The following is a 15,535-nucleotide window of genomic DNA, read 5'->3' on the forward strand; positions in this document are numbered from 1 at the left end:
CAGATGAACGCAGAAAAAATGATTTCAGGTTCGTTCGACAATTGCAGTTTAACGTTCGGTTGCACCCGTTAATCGAGTGGCGGAACGGGTCTGCTCTTGCAAACTGTGACGAACATCACAGTTTGTTTTCATGAATCCTGCATTGCTATCCACTGGCGAATTTGGTTGTCTTTCAAATGCAATGAGGGCTTAGTAAGCCTCTGTCAGACAATCCTTGCCTGGGAGGAAATGCGCGGTGAATGTTCTCTCGATTGAGGGACTGACGGTTGATTTTAATACGGCGGAAGGTCAGGTCCGGGCGGTCGACAATGTGTCATTTGTCGTACCCGAGAACCGGACTGTCGCGCTGGTGGGCGAATCCGGGTCGGGCAAGACGGTCATATCGCAGACGATCATGGGTCTTCTGCCCCAGGCTGCATCCATTACATCCGGGAAAGTGATCCTGGCGGATCCGACCGGCGCGGAGCCGCCTGTCGATATTGCAGCGCTTGAGCGCAAGGGACCGCAGATGCGGCACCTGCGCGGCAACCGGGTTGCGATCATTTTCCAGGAACCGATGACGTCGCTGTCGCCGCTGCATACCATCGGCGACCAGATCGGCGAAGCCGCACTTCTTCACCGCAACGTTTCCAGCGCCGAGGCACGCGAACTGACCAAGACCATGCTGAGCCTGGTCCAGTTCCCCGATCCCGAGCGCGCTCTCGACACCTATCCGTTCGAACTCTCAGGCGGCCTGCGCCAGCGCGCGATGATCGCGATGGCCATGATCTGCCGCCCCGCGCTGCTGATCGCGGACGAGCCTACCACCGCGCTCGACGTCACAATTCAGGCGGAAATCCTGAAACTCATTCGCGAAGTTCAGGCCGAACTGCGCATGTCCGTCCTGATGATCACCCACGACTTTGGCGTGGTCGCCAATATGGCCGATGAAATCGCGGTGATCTATCATGGCCGCATCATGGAAAAGGGCACTGCGCAGCAGCTCTTCTCCAATCCCAAGCACGACTATCTGAAGGCTCTGCTCAACGCGGTCCCGAGCTTCCACATGGACCGGGACGAGCGGCTGGTGCCGATCCGGCCCATCAAGGTCCGCTCGGAGGAACTGACGGCCAATCGCCCGCATTGCGACGTCAAGCCGGGCGAGCCACTGGTCGAAATGCGCGATGTCACCAAACGGTTCACCCTGCGCAAGGGGTCTTTCCTCGGTGGCAAGGTCAAGACCATGACCGCGCTCGACAGCATCAACCTGACGATCCGCCGCGGCGAGTGTCTCGGCCTCGTTGGGGAATCGGGTTCCGGCAAGACCACCGCGGCAAAGGCCATCCTTAGGGCAATCGGTATCGAGGGCGGCAATGTCCTCTACAATCGCGGCAAGGGGCTGGAAGACATCTCCAAGCTCAAGGGCGCGGAACTGATGGACTATCGCCGCCGCGTGCAGCTTATTTTCCAGGACCCGTTCTCCTCGCTCAACCCGCGCATGACCATCAACGACACACTGATGGAACCCCTTGAGGTGCACGGCATCGGCACCCCTCAGGAGCGGGCCGAGCGCGCACGCAATCTGATGAACCTGGTGGGGCTCGACCCGCGTTTCCTGCGCCGCTATCCGCATTCGTTCTCCGGCGGTCAGCGCCAGCGCATCGGGATCGCTCGAGCTCTCGCGCTCAACCCGGAATTCCTGTTGTGCGACGAACCGACCTCGGCGCTCGACGTCTCGGTACAGGCGCAGATCCTGAACCTTCTGCAGGATCTCAAGCGCGACCTGAACCTGACCTATCTCTTTGTCAGCCATAACCTGGCCGTGGTCGACTATGTTGCCGACCGGATCGCGGTCATGTGCCGTGGACGACTGGTTGAGATGGGGGAAACACGAACTGTCGTCGGCAATCCGCTGCACCCGTACACGAAAGCACTGCTTTCGGCCGTGCCCGAGCCGGACCTGTCGGCACCACTGGATTTTGCCGCCCTAGATGCCAACAGAGCATCGGAGCCGCAATCTTGGCCGGAACCTTTCCGATTGACCGACGGCCAGGCGCCGTCGCTGGTGGAAATGGAACCGGATCACTTTGTCTGCGCACCTGGCCTGAAGAATGCCGAGGCGCTTGAGGGGACTGCAGCATGAAGTTTTTGAATTCCGTAAGGGCCGGTCTTTTCCTGACCGTCGCTCTGATGGCGGGGCCACTGGCCGCGTTGGAGCTGAAGGAAACACCGGGCCTTGATCCGTCTCTGCCACCTGTGGCGGAACGGGTTCCCTCCGACCCTCTGATCGTTGATCTTGAAGCCAAGGGTCGAACCGTCGGCAAGCCGGGAGGCAAGATCGACACCCTGATCGGCCGGGCAAAGGATGTCCGACTGATCAACGTTTGGGGCTATGCCCGCCTCGTTGGCTACAACGAGCAACTGGAACTGGTTCCCGATATCCTGGCGAACGTCGATGTTGAAGATGGCCGCATTTTCACGCTTCACACGCGTGCCGGCCACAAGTGGTCTGATGGCCATCCCTTCGGTGCCGAGGACTTCCGCTACTTTTTCGAAGACATTGTCAGCAACGAAAGCCTGACTCCGTCAGGTCTGCCGCCGTACCTGCTGGCCAACGGCAAAGGCCCCAAGTTCGAGGTCCTGGACGAAACCACCGTCCGCTTTACCTGGGATACGCCGAACCCGCTGTTCCTGCCGGAACTGGCAAAGTCCCGTCCGCCGTTCATCTATCGGCCAGCCCACTATCTGAAGCAGTTCCACGAGAAATACGGCGATCCTGATGTGATCGCCAAGGAAGCTGCAAAGGTGAAGGCGCGGGACTGGGCACCGCTCCATAACAAAAAAGACGACATGTACAACGCGCAGAACGTCGACATGCCGTCGTTGCAGCCTTGGGTGCGCAACCGCGATGACAGCGACCTGCGCTTCGTTCTGGAACGTAATCCATACTATCACCGGGTCGACAGCACCGGTCAGCAGCTTCCTTATGTCGACGAAATCATCATGACGGTTGCCGACGGCAAGCTGATCCCTGCCAAGGCCCAGGCTGGCGAAAGCAACTTGCAGGCACGTAACCTCAACTTCGCCGACATTACCGTTCTGAAGAAGGGCGAAAAGGACAATGACTATGTCACCGCGCTCTGGTCCAACACCAAGGGTGCGGAGATCTCGATCCTGCCGAACCTGACGGTCAAGGATCCGGTCTGGCGTGAACTGATGCGCAACACGAAGTTCCGTCATGCCCTGTCGCTCGGGATTGATCGCAACCTGCTCAACCGGGTCCTGTTCTTCGGGCTGGGAACACCGGGCAACGACACGGTTCTGGCGTCCAGCCCGCTTTACAAGGCCGAGTTCACCACCAAGTGGGCGGAATACGATCCGGAACAGGCGAACGCGCTTCTGGACGAAATCGGCCTCACCAAGCGCAACGGAAACGGCATTCGTCTGATGTCCGATGGCCGTCCGCTGGAAATCATCGTGGAGACAGCTGGCGAGGAACAGGTCCAGGATGATGCCCTGGAGCTGGTCAAGGAAATGTGGAAAGAGATCGGCGTCGCTCTGTTTGCCAAGCCGAGCCAGCGTGACAACATGCGCGAGCGCGCCATCACCGGTGACCTGCTGATGTCTGTCTGGTCCGGCTTCGAGAACGGCATTCCGACGTCCGAAATGCCGCCGGAAGATTTTGCCCCTGTGCGTGGCGACGCGTTTTCGTGGCACAAGTGGGGTGACTATTTCGAAACCCAGGGTGAGGGCGGCGAAAAACCCGACTGGGCCCCGGCTGAGCGTCTGATGGAACTCTATACCGCATGGTTGAGCTCCAGAACGCCGGAAGAGCGCACCGAGATCTGGGAAGAAATGCTCCAGATCCATGCCGACGAAACCATTCATATCGGTCTGGTTTCCGGCGTTCGTCAGCCGGTTGTGATCAAGAACGTCGAAAACGTTCCGCTTGAAGGTATCTACGGCTGGGATCCCGGCGCCCATTTCGGAATTCACCGCATGGATGAATTCTACATGGCCAAGTAAGCCGCAGTTCCGCTTGTTTTCCGGTCCGGCTGGTTCTGACACCAACCGGCCGGGGAAACTGCCAGAGATATCGTTCGGTTCGGAAGATTATCCGAACCGAACGCTTTAAAGGCGACTGGCTGACTTGATCCGGCCCGTTCCGCCAGACGTTTTTCCGGGGACTGACTCTTGGTTGAAAAACGTCATACTATCGAAACCGAATTTGACTTTAAGTGCAGAAATCAGAGCCTGATTTGCGCAAAGTGCCGGGGCTGAGGGGAGTTTAGGTGCTCTATTACATTGTCCGACGTATTTTGATGATGGGTCCCACCTTGCTGGTGATCAGTCTGCTGACTTTCTTCATCATCGAGTTGCCGTCCGGTGATTACATTTCCAACCAGATTGCTGCCCTGAAGTCCTCCGGTGAAAGTTCCTCGGTTGCCAAGCTCGAGTTCCTGCGAAAGGAATTCTCTCTCGATCGTCCCTTCATGGAGCGCTATCTCATCTGGGTCGGCCTCTGGCCGGGGCCTCACGGTTTCGACGGGTTGATCCAAGGCAACTGGGGCTGGTCGTTCGAATTCGACAAGCCGGTGGAGCAGGTCATAGGACCGACACTTCCCTTGACCGTGGTCCTGAACTTCGCGACGATCCTGTTCGTCTACGTGGTGTCGTTCCCCATCGGTATTTTTTCTGCAACGCGTCAGTATTCCTGGGGGGACTACGGGTTCACTTTCCTGGGCTATATCGGTCTTGCCACCCCCAATTTTCTGCTTGCGCTCATTCTGCTCTATTTCTTCAATCGCTGGTTCGGCCTGTCCGTCGGTGGCCTGATGGATCCTCAGTACATCGATCAGCCCTGGAGCTTCGACAAGGCGATGTCGGTGCTGGCGCATCTGATCGTCCCGACCATCGTGATCGGGACCTCCGGCACGGCGGCCATGATCCGGCGCCTGCGCGCCAACCTGCTTGACGAGCTTCACAAGCAATATGTCACCACGGGCCGGGCGAAGGGGCTGAAGGAAAACCACCTGCTGGTCAAATATCCCCTGCGCATGGCCATCAACCCGTTCATCGCCGACATCGGCAACCTGATCCCGTCGCTTGTTTCTGGCTCGGTGATCGTTTCGGTGGTGATGAGCCTTCCGACAGTCGGTCCGGTTCTTGTGTCCGCGTTACAATCGCAGGATCAGTTCCTGTCAGGGTTCATTTTGCTGTTCGTTGCCATGTTGACGCTGATCGGCATGCTGATCTCCGATCTGCTGCTGGCAGTTCTCGATCCGCGCATTCGTCTTGGCGGGAGGGCCTCGTCATGACCATGGACGTGAAGAATACGCCCACGCGCGAAGTCGAGCATTACGTCGATCCGACGCCGTTCAACCCGGCCGTCACCGAGGAGATGACCGCCGAGCAGGAGCGCTTCTACCAGGCTTCCCAATGGAAGATCATGTGGTGGAAATTCAAGCGCCACAAAATAGCGGTCTGGTCAGGCGTGGTCCTGATCCTGTTCTATCTTTGCGTTCCCTTTGCCGAAGTAATTGCACCCTATGGCGCCAACAGCCGCGACAGCATGCATCTTTATGCTCCGCCGCAACCGATCCACTTGTTTCACGAAGGCAAGCTCGTCGGCCCGTTCGTCTACGGCATGACCTCGGAAATCGACATGGAAACCCTGCAATGGGTGTTCAAGGACGATCCGAACAATGTCCAGCCGCTCCGCTTCTTCTGCAGCGGCGCAAAATACAAGTTCTGGGGGCTTTGGGACGCGTCCTTCCACCTTGTGTGCCCGGCGGAAGGCGGCACGATGTTCCTGTTCGGGACGGACCGGCTTGGCCGCGATCAGTTCTCGGGACTGGTCTACGGCGCCCGGTTGTCACTCACTGTCGGTCTGATCGGCGTCGTGATTTCAATCGTTCTAGGGCTCTTCTTCGGTGGGATCGCCGGCTATTTCGGCGGCTGGATCGACAGTCTGATCCAGCGGGCGATCGAGATCCTGCGCTCTCTTCCCGAACTGCCTCTGTGGATGGCACTCTCTGCGGCGCTGCCTGTCACCTGGAGCCCCGTCTGGATCTATTTCGGCCTGACGATCATCCTTGGTCTGCTGGATTGGCCCGGGCTAGCGCGTGCCGTCAGGTCGAAGCTGCTGTCCCTGCGTGAAGAGGAATACGCCAAGGCGGCGGTCCTGATGGGGGCCAAGCCGAAGCGCGTGATCACGCGGCATCTGCTGCCGGGTTTCACCAGCCACATCATCGCGTCGGCGACGCTGTCGATCCCGTCCATGATCCTGGGTGAGACTGCGCTGTCCTATCTTAACCTCGGCCTGCGTCGGCCGGCGGTTTCCTGGGGTGTTCTCTTGAACGAAGCGCAGAACATTTCGGTGGTGACCGTCTATCCCTGGCTGATGGCTCCGGTGTTGCCGATCATCATTGTCGTCCTGGCGTTCAATTTCCTTGGCGATGGTTTGCGCGACGCGGCAGATCCCTATAAGTGATGCATCTGAAATCTGAAGAACCGGCGGGCCGTTCTGGCCCGTCTTGCTGTTAGGAAGTCACAATGTCGAAGAATGCCACCACCGCCGCTGGCTGGGACGAGGAATATGAAGCCGGTCGCTGGGCCTTCCTGCGCTCGCTGCCTGAAAGCGGCCGATACGGCATTATCGGCATGTGGCTGAGCCTGACCGGCTCCATGGATGACGTTCTCGATATCGGCTGCGGCGAAGGCCTGCTCTACGAGCGTTTGCAGCCCATGGGCGTCAAGCGCTATGTCGGCATGGATCTTTCCCCGGCTTCCCTGCAGATCGCGAATGTCGACCCGGCCATCGCCAGCCTCCGGGCAGGCGACATGCACACGTTCGAAGCGCAGGAAGGTGAAACGTTCTCCGCCATTGTCTTCAACGAGGTTCTTCACTTCGCGGATGACCCGGCTGCCGTCGTTGCCCGCTACGTCCCGTTCCTGAAGGAAAACGGTGTTATCGCGCTGTCGATGTATTCACCGAAAAAGCCGGAGTCAGGTGCAAACAAGCTGATCAACAAGCTCTGGGAAGCAACCGACGATACCAGCAAGTGGGAAGTGCTTGATGACTATCGTCTCGTCTCCGACAAGAAAGGCGTCACCTGGCGCATGCGCCTGGTGAAGCCGGTGCGATAAGCACCGGAGAGCCCGAAAATCAGCATTGAATATGGCGAACACAGTCCTGCTTCTTCGGTCTGAGGAAGCAGGACTGTTTTGATTCCAGGGGGGGCGGCGTGCTCAGGCAGCGGCTCCCCCGTTCCTGGAGTGCACTTGGTGATCCTCCTCGGGAGGACGATTTGCCCAGTGACAGGTGATCAACCCGGAAGCACGACAATCGTGGACTTGCCGCCCTTGTTCCGAAGGGCGTGCACATCGGCAAGGTCCGGGTCGCGATGCCAGGCCTTGGCGGCATCGGGAGTGGGGAAGGACAGCAGGGCAACCATGTTCGGCGCATCGATAGCCGCTTCCAGGACCAGAGGTTCGGGATCCGCTGCAATGACGCTGCCGCCATGGCGGGCGAGAGCGTCTGCAGCTTTTTCACGATAGGCGCCGAGCGCTTCGCGATCCGTCACCGTGATCATGGCAATCGCTTGAATGGACATCTCTTAGTCTCCTTTGTTTGAGATGCCAGAATCGTATCGCAGAGGCGGTTTGCGAAAAATTCTTCAAATTCGTAACCGAACTGTGCAAAAATGCACATGCCATGTATAGCTGGGATGATCTGAAATTCGTGCTCGCCATTGCCAATGCCGGCAGCCTGACCAAGGCCGCCCGCAGCCTTGGTGTGACGCATTCTACGGTGTCGCGGCGGCTGTCTGCGCTGGAAGAGGAAATCGGCGCACGTCTGTTCGACCGTCTTCCGGAAGGGTTCACGCCGACCACCGCCGGCGAAGAGGCGGTTGAAGCCGCCCGCCGGATGGAATTGGAAGTGCTTGCGCTGGACATGCGCATTGCCGCCAAGGATGCCGAACTCGAAGGCCCGCTGCGTGTCACGGCAGCACAGCTAATTTTCCAGGTGCAACTGGCCGAGATTGTCGCGCGCTTCAAGGAGCGGCACCCGGGCATCGACGTCACCATGAATGCGGCCAACGAAATTCTGAGTCTGCACCGGCGCGAGGCCGATATCGCGGTGCGTGTCACCGACAAGCCCGATGAAAGCCTGTTTGGCCGTCTTGCCACAGGCCAGAACCGCTGTTTTTACGTGTCGCGAGACTTTGCCCGCCGATACCGGGACGCGGCGCTCGAAACGGTCACATCGCAGGCAGTGCCTTTCATCGCTTTCAAATGGTGGGGCAACAAGGTGCCGAAGGAAATGCGCGATCGGTACCCCAATGGCGAGGTGGCAACGGTCACCGACGACATGATCACGATGCATGCGGCCGTACGGGCCGGCATGGGCATCGGCCGTTTGCCCTGCTTTCTGGGGGATCCTGATCCCGACTTGATCCGCCTGCCGGGCGTCGAACCGAGCCGTTACTTCGATATCTGGATCCTGACCCATCCGGACCTGAAGAACGTCACCAGGGTCCGAACCTTTCTTCGCTTTGCGGCCGACGCCTTCAAGGAAAAGAGCAGTCTCTACCTCGGGAATTGAGTGACGTTGCCAGCTGTCAGAGCCAGCGGCGAACGCGCGCGCAATAGTCGAGATACTCCTGACCGAACAGGCGCTTCAGATGCTCTTCTTCAGGCCTGATCTGGAATTCGGTCAGGTACCAGACAAAAGCCGGAACGACGGCGAAAACCGTCGCTGTGCCGAGGTAGATGCCGAATGCCAGCAGCAGCAAAACGTCGGCGACATACATCGGGTTGCGCGACACCCTGTAGAAACCTCGGGTCACCAGAGTTCTGGCTTTATCCGGCGTTATGGGGTTGAAGGTCGTTCCCGCCATGACAAAGCGAAAAAGCGCGTGTCCGCCAATTGCCAGTCCGGCGATGAGGAACACCGCGGCGATCGAAGTCTGACCTGAAAAGGTGAGGTTCAGCGCCGGGAACAGCCTGGCGCCTGCATACAGCAGAAGCAGTCCGATGCCGACGACGACCGGAGGGGGAAGCAACAGGCGCATGGTCGTCCTCAGGACCTCTGAAGAACGATTGGTGCGCCGTGCGGCGTGGCCCTGGCCGCGTTGTCCCAGGCCTTGCGCAGGTCTGCAAGTTGTCCGGCTGCGGCAATGTTCTTGGCTGTGAGCAGACCTTCGAAGGCCGCCAGCCAACGGTCGTAATAGCCTTCGGTCTCGCCGCTTCCGTCGCCATCCTTGGCAAGCTCGGCGCCCAGAGCCTCAGCCCATTCGCCCCAGGTAAACACTCCGGCTTCATGGGCTTTCACGGTCATGGCGAAAACCCTGGCTTCCCACGGAGCTCCGAACACCGGCCCGCCGTCTTCATCCAGCGGCAGACGCGGCGTTTCGAGAAACTTATCGGGCAAGGTCAAGATAAGGCTCCCAGAGATCGATACGCAGGGAAAGCTTGGGATCGCTGTCAGGACCCCAGATGTCGGTCCCCTTGAAGAGGACACCATAAAGCCAGGCCGGCTGTTCGCCTTCGCCGTGCGCGTTGGTATCCGGAAACACATGAACGCCGTGAATGGCCTCGATCGTGCCGACAGCATCGCGGGCATAGCGGGGAAGGCGGGTGTGGTGTTCGGGGTTCATGCGCCGCGTATGGACCTTGTCACCGACACGAAAACGGGCGGGCTGATGTTCCTCTCGGTCGACCGGTGCGCCCTTGGCCAGAACTCCGGCAACAGCGTCTGCCGAGAGCACGCGCTTGACCGGCTTCGCGGCTTCAAGTTTCCGGCCTTGTTTCAGTTCCTCTTCCGTAACGAGGCCATTGGACAGCACAAGTTTTTCAAGGCCCCTGGTCCAGATCTCGTAATAGCTGGAGGTCAGGTAGGTAACTTGCGGCAAGGATTCGCGGGCAAAGCGCGAGGCATCAAGCGTCCAGGAGCCGGTTGCGCCCATGGCCAGCGTTACCGCAAACGCGCGTTCTTCCCATTTGGCATGGAAGTTGGGTTCGTTTTCTTCCAGTTCGATGGGGCCAAAGCCCATCTGTCCGCCAAGATCCTGGGCGCCGTTCATGCCGCATCCTCCAGTTCGGAAGGATCGAGCGCCAGGCCGGTACCGATCATGCTGTTGCGGGTGACGAGATCCGCCAGACGTTCCTCGCTCCACCCGTCTGTTCCCGCAGGGCGTTTGGGGATCACCAGATAGCGGATTTCAGCAGTCGAATCCCAGACGCGAACTTCGGTATCATCTGGCAGCTTTACGCCAAATTCATCCAGAACACCTCGCGGGTCGCGCACGGCGCGGGACCGATAGGGAGCGGACTTGTACCAGACAGGCGGCAAGCCCAGCACTGTCCAAGGATAACAGGAGCACAGTGTACAAACGACCATGTTGTGGGTCTGGTCGGTATTCTCGACCGCCACCATGTGTTCACCCTGACGGCCAGTGAAACCGAACTCGGCAATCGCTGAGGTCGCGTCTTGCAGGAGCCGGTTCCGGTAGTCCGCATCCGCCCAGGCCCGCGCAACAACGCGAGCGCCGTTCTTGGGGCCGATCTTGGTTTCGTAAGTCTCGATCAACTCGTCCAGGGCAGGGGGATCGATATATCCCTTTTCCGTCAGCAGCGTTTCCAAAGCGCGTACACGCAGCTCTATTTCGCTCAATTCGGAATGGTCGTGATCGTGGGAATGATCGTGCTCGTGAGCGGACATGGAAAGCTCCTCGCTGGCAGGTACCTCATATGAGAACGCAGGTCCTGGCCTGTCAATTCCAACACGAGGTTGATCGCCTGATTTTGAGGAGGGTTTGTCATCCCGGATCGGTGCTCGACTTGGTCGCATTTGTCCGGGGTGACGGTGTTGCGTGGATTGGCCTTCAGATTAGTTACGAATGTAACCAATTTGACTTAGATCAAGGCGGGTAGGCTGTGGAGCTATATGGTTACATATGTAACTAATTTGGAGGAGCGGTCCCATGAAGATCGAGCAGATGCATCACGTCGCCTATCGTTGCAAGGACGCCAAGGAAACCGTGGAATGGTACGGCAAGATGCTGAACATGGATTTTGTTCTGGCGATCGCCGAAGATCATGTGCCCTCTACCCACGATCCCGATCCCTACATGCACGTCTTCCTGGATGCTGGAAACGGCAATGTCCTGGCGTTCTTCGAACTGCCGACCAAACCCGAGATGGGGTTTGACCCGAATACGCCGCGCTGGGTGCAGCATATCGCCTTCAAGGTGAAGGATCGGGACGAGCTGATTGCGTTCAAGGACCACCTGGAAAAGAACGGTGTCGAGGTTCTGGGCGTGACCGACCACTCAATCTTCCACTCCATCTATTTCTTCGACCCCAACGGTCACCGTGTCGAACTGGCTTGCCCGGATCCCGAAGAAGACCAACTTCTGGCTCGCCTGGACGAGGTCAAGTGGCAGATGCTGGAAGAATGGTCGAAGACCAAAAGGGCCCCGAAACACGCTGAATGGCTGCACGCCAAAGAGCTGGCCGATGTGTGAGCAAGACACATGCCGCCAGTGCGGCAAATGCCGTTCGATTGATGCCGCCTTGGCGGATCTGGGAGGAGAGCCCGATGTTTCAGACCTATCAATATCCGCAATACAGTTATCGTCAGTCGGAGGAGCAGCAGACAGGTACGGTCAAGCGCCACAAGGTGGTGGTGATCGGAGCTGGGCCGATCGGACTGACGGCTGCGCTTGATTTCGCCCAGCGGGGCATCCCCACCGTCGTTCTGGACGACAACAACACCGTTTCCATCGGCTCGCGCGCAGTCTGTTACGCCAAGCGACCGCTGGAGATCTGGGACAGGCTCGGCTGCGCCACACGCATGATCGACAAGGGTATCGAATGGAAGATCGGTAAGGTCTTCTTCCGCGACGACCTTGCCTACACATTCGACCTTCTGCCGGAAGACGGCCACAAGATCCCGGCCTTCATCAACCTCCAGCAATATTATCTGGAGGAATACATGGTCGACGAGGCTCAGAAATCGAACCTCATCGACCTGCGTTGGAAGCACAAGCTCCTGAACCTGCAGCAGGGGGACGATCATGTCGTGCTGACCGTCGAAACGCCTGACGGCGTCTTCAAGATGGAAGCAGACTGGGTGGTTGCCTGCGATGGCGCCAACTCCGACACACGCAAGATGGTCGGGGCAGGCTTTTCCGGCCAGTTCTTCCAGGATCGTTTCCTGATCGCCGACATCATCATGAAAGCCGATTTTCCGACCGAGCGCTGGTTCTGGTTCGACCCGCCGTTCCACCGGGGGCAGTCTGCTCTTCTGCACAAGCAGTGCGACGATGTCTGGCGGCTGGATTTTCAGCTTGGCTGGGAGGCCGATCCGGAAGAAGAGAAAAAGCCGGAAAACATCATTCCGCGCGTCAAGGCGATGCTGGGAGAGGACAAGGAGTTCGAGCTGGAATGGGCCTCCGTCTACCAGTTCGCCTGCCGGCGGATCGATAACTTCCGCTATGGCCGGGTACTGTTCGCGGGCGATGCTGCCCATCAGGTTTCACCCTTCGGCGCACGCGGCGCCAACACCGGCGTGCAGGACATCGACAATCTGGGCTGGAAGCTGAAACTGGTGCTGGACGGAGACGCCCCGGAAAGCCTCATCGACAGCTACCACACGGAGCGAGCCTTCGCGGCGGACGACAACCTGCTGAACTCGACCAGGTCCACCGATTTCATCACACCGAAAAACGAGGCCTCTCGCCGGTTCCGGGACGCGGTTCTGGATCTTTCCGAGGTGACCGACTTTGCCAAGCCGCTGGTCAACTCCGGACGTCTGTCGGCGCCCACACCTTATGTCGAAAGCACGCTCAACACGGCCGACGAATCCAGTTTCGCAGGCAAGATGTCCCCGGGCACGTGCTGTGCGGACGCACCTGTGAACGTGAACGGCGAGGCGGCCTGGTTCCTGAACCAGATCGGCGACGGGTTCACCTTGCTTGTCTTTGGCGATGAAGCCGCAACAGATGTGTCAGCCGGCAACGTCAAGGCCCGGGTCCTGCGTGTGGGCAAGGACCTGCAGGACAAGGACGGAACACTTGCAGCCCGTTACGACGCGGCTCCCGGAACGGTCTACCTGATCCGCCCGGACCAGCATGTTGCCGCTCGCTGGCGCTATTTCAACGACAACAAGGTGGAAGCCGCCTTGAAAACCGCGATGGGAGGCGCATGAACCATGCCCCTGAATCTGAAGCTGAACCTGACACGAAACCTTCCCGATCCGGACGGCTTCTATGAGTATCTGGTCTCCAGTCAGCGCCATATGAGTGACGAGGAAGCAAACTGCATGAATGCCAGGCTGATCCTCATCCTCGCCAACCAGATCGGCGATCCGGATGTCCTCAAAGCCGCTATCGATTTTGCGGCCAATCCGAAGGCGGCGGAGAAAAGGGAAGCGGCCTGAGCAGAAGGGGCTGGAGCACGTGTGGTTCGCGTTGCCGTGGCTGTTGTCCGGATGGCTTCAAAACCCTTTATTTTCTGCAATGTCCAGCATGAGGAACCTGTCATTCCAGCGAAGGCCGGGATCCAGTAATCTGCTGACCCCGCCGTGGTTTTCGGCCGGGTCTCGCGGATACTGGGTCCCGGTCTTGCCGCTTGTGCGGCAAACCGGGACGACAAGGAAAAAGATCGGAAGCAGGTGCCTTTCACTCACACCCTCAGCCGCGCCATCGCATAGGCGTCGATAAACGACCCGGAGCGGAAGGCAAAGTCCTTGTGGGTGCCTTCTATTTCGAAGCCAAGTGTCTGATAGAGCCTGACGGCGGCTTCATTGTCGGTGAAGACGGTCAGTTCCAAGCGGCGGATGTTCATCCAGTTGTCCGCTATTTCGATCAGCTCTGTCAGCATCGCCCGGCCGATCCCGCGTCCGGTGTAATCGTCGTGTACGCCCATGCCCAGACTGGCCGCATGTCCGCGCCGTCCGGCGGAACGGGCAAAACCGGCGGCGGCGACCAGCGTCCCGCCCAAAATGCCGACAAGGGACACCTTGTCCGGAGAGGACTGGTTCACACGGGCCTCGACGTCCTTGCGCCTGGGATAGGGCAGGCGCAAGGTACCTGCCCGGAACTTCGGCAGACCTTGCAGGACGGTCAAACCGTCCACGTCGTCCGGTGTTTCGGCGCGTATACTCAGGCCTTCGGGCCAGCTACCTGGCCTGGAGACCGGTGCAAATTCCGCGGGGATGTCTGAAATGCTCATTTTGCTCTCATTCGTTGGATCGAGAGAGCAGGCATCTGACAAACCCTGCTCTTCGAAGCAGGGTTGCGATGCGATCCGGCTAGATGTCTTCAGCCAACAGTGATCCCCTCGCGTCCCCTGCGGGAACGACGTTATGCACCACGGTTAGATGAAGGGTCGCGCGATTGATCATGCCTCACAATCTTATGTTGTGCGCTGTCTGTCAATTGACGGCATAAGATCTCGTCTGGGGGAATCTCCGCCAAGCCGTTTTGCAAACGAAATGCCTGACGTCACACTGGGAGCATCGATCATGACATTGGAGGCCGGGGTGAAAATCGGGCTGGGCGGCGGGTGCCATTGGTGCACGGAGGCCGTCTTTCAGGCAATTGCTGGCATTTCGAAGGTGGAACAGGGCTTCATCCGCTCCGATCCGCCAGAAAATGGCTGGTCAGAAGCGGTGGTGGTGACCTTCGATCCAGTCGTGCTGCCGCTGGAGGTCCTGCTCGAGATCCATCTGCGTACCCACTCCAGCACCTCCCACCACAAGATGCGCGGCAAGTATCGCAGTGCCGTCTACGTTTATGACGCCGGTACAGGTGTGAAGGTCGGAAGGCTGATGCGCGCCTTGCAGCAGCGCTTTGACGAACCGCTAGTGACGCGGGTAATGACGCTTGCCGAGTTCAAGGCCTCGGACGAACAGTTCCGGAACTACTATGCCAAGGGACCGGAACGCCCGTTCTGCAAGACCTATATCGACCCGAAGCTCGCCCTCCTGCGCAAACAATTTGCTGCTGCTCTGAAGCCGGAACGACTGGAAGCCGCGGAATAGACGAAGACTTTAAACAGGTCTGATTTTTGTCTCTCAGGGATGAGGATGCGGAAAGCCGTGGCGCTCGGTGAGGGCGGCGAGGATCGCGTCCTTGTCATTGATGAAGCCGCCTTCGGAGAGCACCAGCACAGGCAGGGACTGATTGTCTTCCCCCAGAAGTTCGGCCACTTCCCTGCGCGGTTTCGGCCAGGCAATGCGGCGAACGTCAAGCCGGTCCGCAAGCTCCGGAAACGAGGCGAGCACGCCTTCCATGAGCGCGCAATGCCAGCAATAGAAGGTCTTGCCGGGATAGGCGGGGTCTTCGAATCCAGGGGCGAGTATGTAGAGCGTGTCTTTCATGCCTTGGGCCTTTGCGTCGACTCACCGGATTTGGATCTGGCGCAGCTATGCGGCAGACCAGCCCAAGCTGCAAGCTCCTGATCCATTCTGGTAAGGCAGACCATCTGGCAGGAGTAGGTCACCCCTAAAAGGCCACCCAGGGCGACCGCAGAGAGTAGACCCCGG

17 protein-coding genes are annotated in these 15,535 nt (G+C 58.9%); 10 read left to right on the top strand and 7 right to left on the bottom strand.

Annotation, left to right across the window (positions count from 1 at the left end; all coding sequences use genetic code 11):
- Window positions 1–235 precede the first annotated feature (235 nt).
- The 5 genes from J7447_RS03805 to J7447_RS03825 all read left to right on the top strand — a co-directional run bounded on the left by J7447_RS03805 (window position 236) and on the right by J7447_RS03825 (window position 7,128).
- Entirely contained in the window at window positions 236–2,122 is a 1,887-nt protein-coding gene (locus tag J7447_RS03805; RefSeq protein WP_209168782.1) for an ABC transporter ATP-binding protein, read from the top strand.
- Window positions 2,119–4,005: an ABC transporter substrate-binding protein gene (locus tag J7447_RS03810; RefSeq protein WP_209168784.1), complete on the top strand. Its 1,887-nt coding sequence runs from the start codon at window positions 2,119–2,121 to the stop codon at window positions 4,003–4,005. Before J7447_RS03805 ends, J7447_RS03810 begins: the two co-directional genes overlap by 4 nt.
- Before the next feature lie 266 nt (window positions 4,006–4,271).
- Window positions 4,272–5,297, top strand: coding sequence for an ABC transporter permease (locus J7447_RS03815; protein ID WP_031268102.1), 1,026 nt, complete (start codon window positions 4,272–4,274; stop codon window positions 5,295–5,297).
- Window positions 5,294–6,472 carry an ABC transporter permease gene (locus J7447_RS03820; protein WP_022997806.1) on the top strand — a complete coding sequence of 393 codons (1,179 nt, stop codon included), beginning with the start codon at window positions 5,294–5,296 and terminating at the stop codon, window positions 6,470–6,472. The genes J7447_RS03815 and J7447_RS03820 overlap by 4 nt, the downstream gene beginning before the upstream one ends.
- 62 nt (window positions 6,473–6,534) lie before the next feature.
- A complete protein-coding gene (locus tag J7447_RS03825; RefSeq protein ID WP_022997805.1) occupies window positions 6,535–7,128 on the top strand; it encodes a class I SAM-dependent methyltransferase in 594 nt (197 codons plus the stop codon).
- A 179-nt stretch (window positions 7,129–7,307) separates the two neighbouring features.
- Here J7447_RS03825 and J7447_RS03830 read toward each other — a convergent pair whose 3' ends face one another.
- Window positions 7,308–7,595: a DUF1330 domain-containing protein gene (locus J7447_RS03830; RefSeq protein WP_055658736.1), complete on the bottom strand. Its 288-nt coding sequence runs from the start codon at window positions 7,593–7,595 to the stop codon at window positions 7,308–7,310.
- 101 nt (window positions 7,596–7,696) lie between these two features.
- Between J7447_RS03830 and J7447_RS03835 the strand changes: the two genes are divergently transcribed.
- On the top strand, window positions 7,697–8,587 hold the full coding sequence (locus J7447_RS03835; protein WP_209168786.1) for a LysR family transcriptional regulator: 891 nt from the start codon (window positions 7,697–7,699) through the stop codon (window positions 8,585–8,587).
- Between the two features lie 16 nt (window positions 8,588–8,603).
- Here the strand turns inward: J7447_RS03835 and J7447_RS03840 are convergent, their stop codons facing one another.
- The 4 genes from J7447_RS03840 to nthA are packed head-to-tail and all read right to left on the bottom strand — an operon-like array spanning window position 8,604 to window position 10,705.
- Entirely contained in the window at window positions 8,604–9,056 is a 453-nt protein-coding gene (locus J7447_RS03840; RefSeq protein WP_022997802.1) for an isoprenylcysteine carboxylmethyltransferase family protein, read from the bottom strand.
- 8 nt (window positions 9,057–9,064) lie between these two features.
- Window positions 9,065–9,415: a nitrile hydratase accessory protein gene (locus J7447_RS03845; RefSeq protein ID WP_286185543.1), complete on the bottom strand. Its 351-nt coding sequence runs from the start codon at window positions 9,413–9,415 to the stop codon at window positions 9,065–9,067.
- Window positions 9,405–10,067 (bottom strand): nitrile hydratase subunit beta, encoded by a 663-nt coding sequence (gene nthB / locus J7447_RS03850; protein ID WP_168687963.1) that lies wholly within the window; start codon window positions 10,065–10,067, stop codon window positions 9,405–9,407. Before nthB ends, J7447_RS03845 begins: the two co-directional genes overlap by 11 nt.
- The gene (gene nthA, locus J7447_RS03855; RefSeq protein ID WP_209168788.1) at window positions 10,064–10,705 is read right to left on the bottom strand and encodes a nitrile hydratase subunit alpha; all 642 of its coding nucleotides are present in this window, start codon (window positions 10,703–10,705) and stop codon (window positions 10,064–10,066) included. The genes nthB and nthA overlap by 4 nt, the downstream gene beginning before the upstream one ends.
- A 262-nt stretch (window positions 10,706–10,967) precedes the next feature.
- Between nthA and J7447_RS03860 the strand changes: the two genes are divergently transcribed.
- From J7447_RS03860 to J7447_RS03870, 3 genes are all read left to right on the top strand, one after another.
- A complete protein-coding gene (locus J7447_RS03860; RefSeq protein ID WP_022997798.1) occupies window positions 10,968–11,510 on the top strand; it encodes a VOC family protein in 543 nt (180 codons plus the stop codon).
- A 74-nt stretch (window positions 11,511–11,584) separates the two neighbouring features.
- Window positions 11,585–13,195 (top strand): FAD-dependent oxidoreductase, encoded by a 1,611-nt coding sequence (locus J7447_RS03865; protein WP_055659540.1) that lies wholly within the window; start codon window positions 11,585–11,587, stop codon window positions 13,193–13,195.
- Between the two features lie 3 nt (window positions 13,196–13,198).
- Window positions 13,199–13,426, top strand: coding sequence for a DUF2783 domain-containing protein (locus tag J7447_RS03870; RefSeq protein WP_286188910.1), 228 nt, complete (start codon window positions 13,199–13,201; stop codon window positions 13,424–13,426).
- 245 nt (window positions 13,427–13,671) lie between these two features.
- On the opposite strand, the gene J7447_RS03875 is transcribed toward J7447_RS03870, so the two are convergent.
- A complete protein-coding gene (locus J7447_RS03875; protein ID WP_209168790.1) occupies window positions 13,672–14,220 on the bottom strand; it encodes a GNAT family N-acetyltransferase in 549 nt (182 codons plus the stop codon).
- A 292-nt stretch (window positions 14,221–14,512) separates the two neighbouring features.
- Between J7447_RS03875 and J7447_RS03880 the strand changes: the two genes are divergently transcribed.
- Window positions 14,513–15,031, top strand: a complete 519-nt coding sequence (locus tag J7447_RS03880) for a peptide-methionine (S)-S-oxide reductase (protein ID WP_209168792.1) — start codon at window positions 14,513–14,515, stop codon at window positions 15,029–15,031.
- Window positions 15,032–15,064: 33 nt separating this feature from the next.
- Here the strand turns inward: J7447_RS03880 and J7447_RS03885 are convergent, their stop codons facing one another.
- Entirely contained in the window at window positions 15,065–15,370 is a 306-nt protein-coding gene (locus J7447_RS03885) for a DUF3088 domain-containing protein (RefSeq protein ID WP_152507130.1), read from the bottom strand.
- Window positions 15,371–15,535: the final 165 nt, after the last annotated feature.

The sequence above is a fragment of the Labrenzia sp. R5_0 genome, from assembly GCF_017743835.1.
GTDB lineage: Bacteria > Pseudomonadota > Alphaproteobacteria > Rhizobiales > Stappiaceae > Roseibium > Roseibium algicola.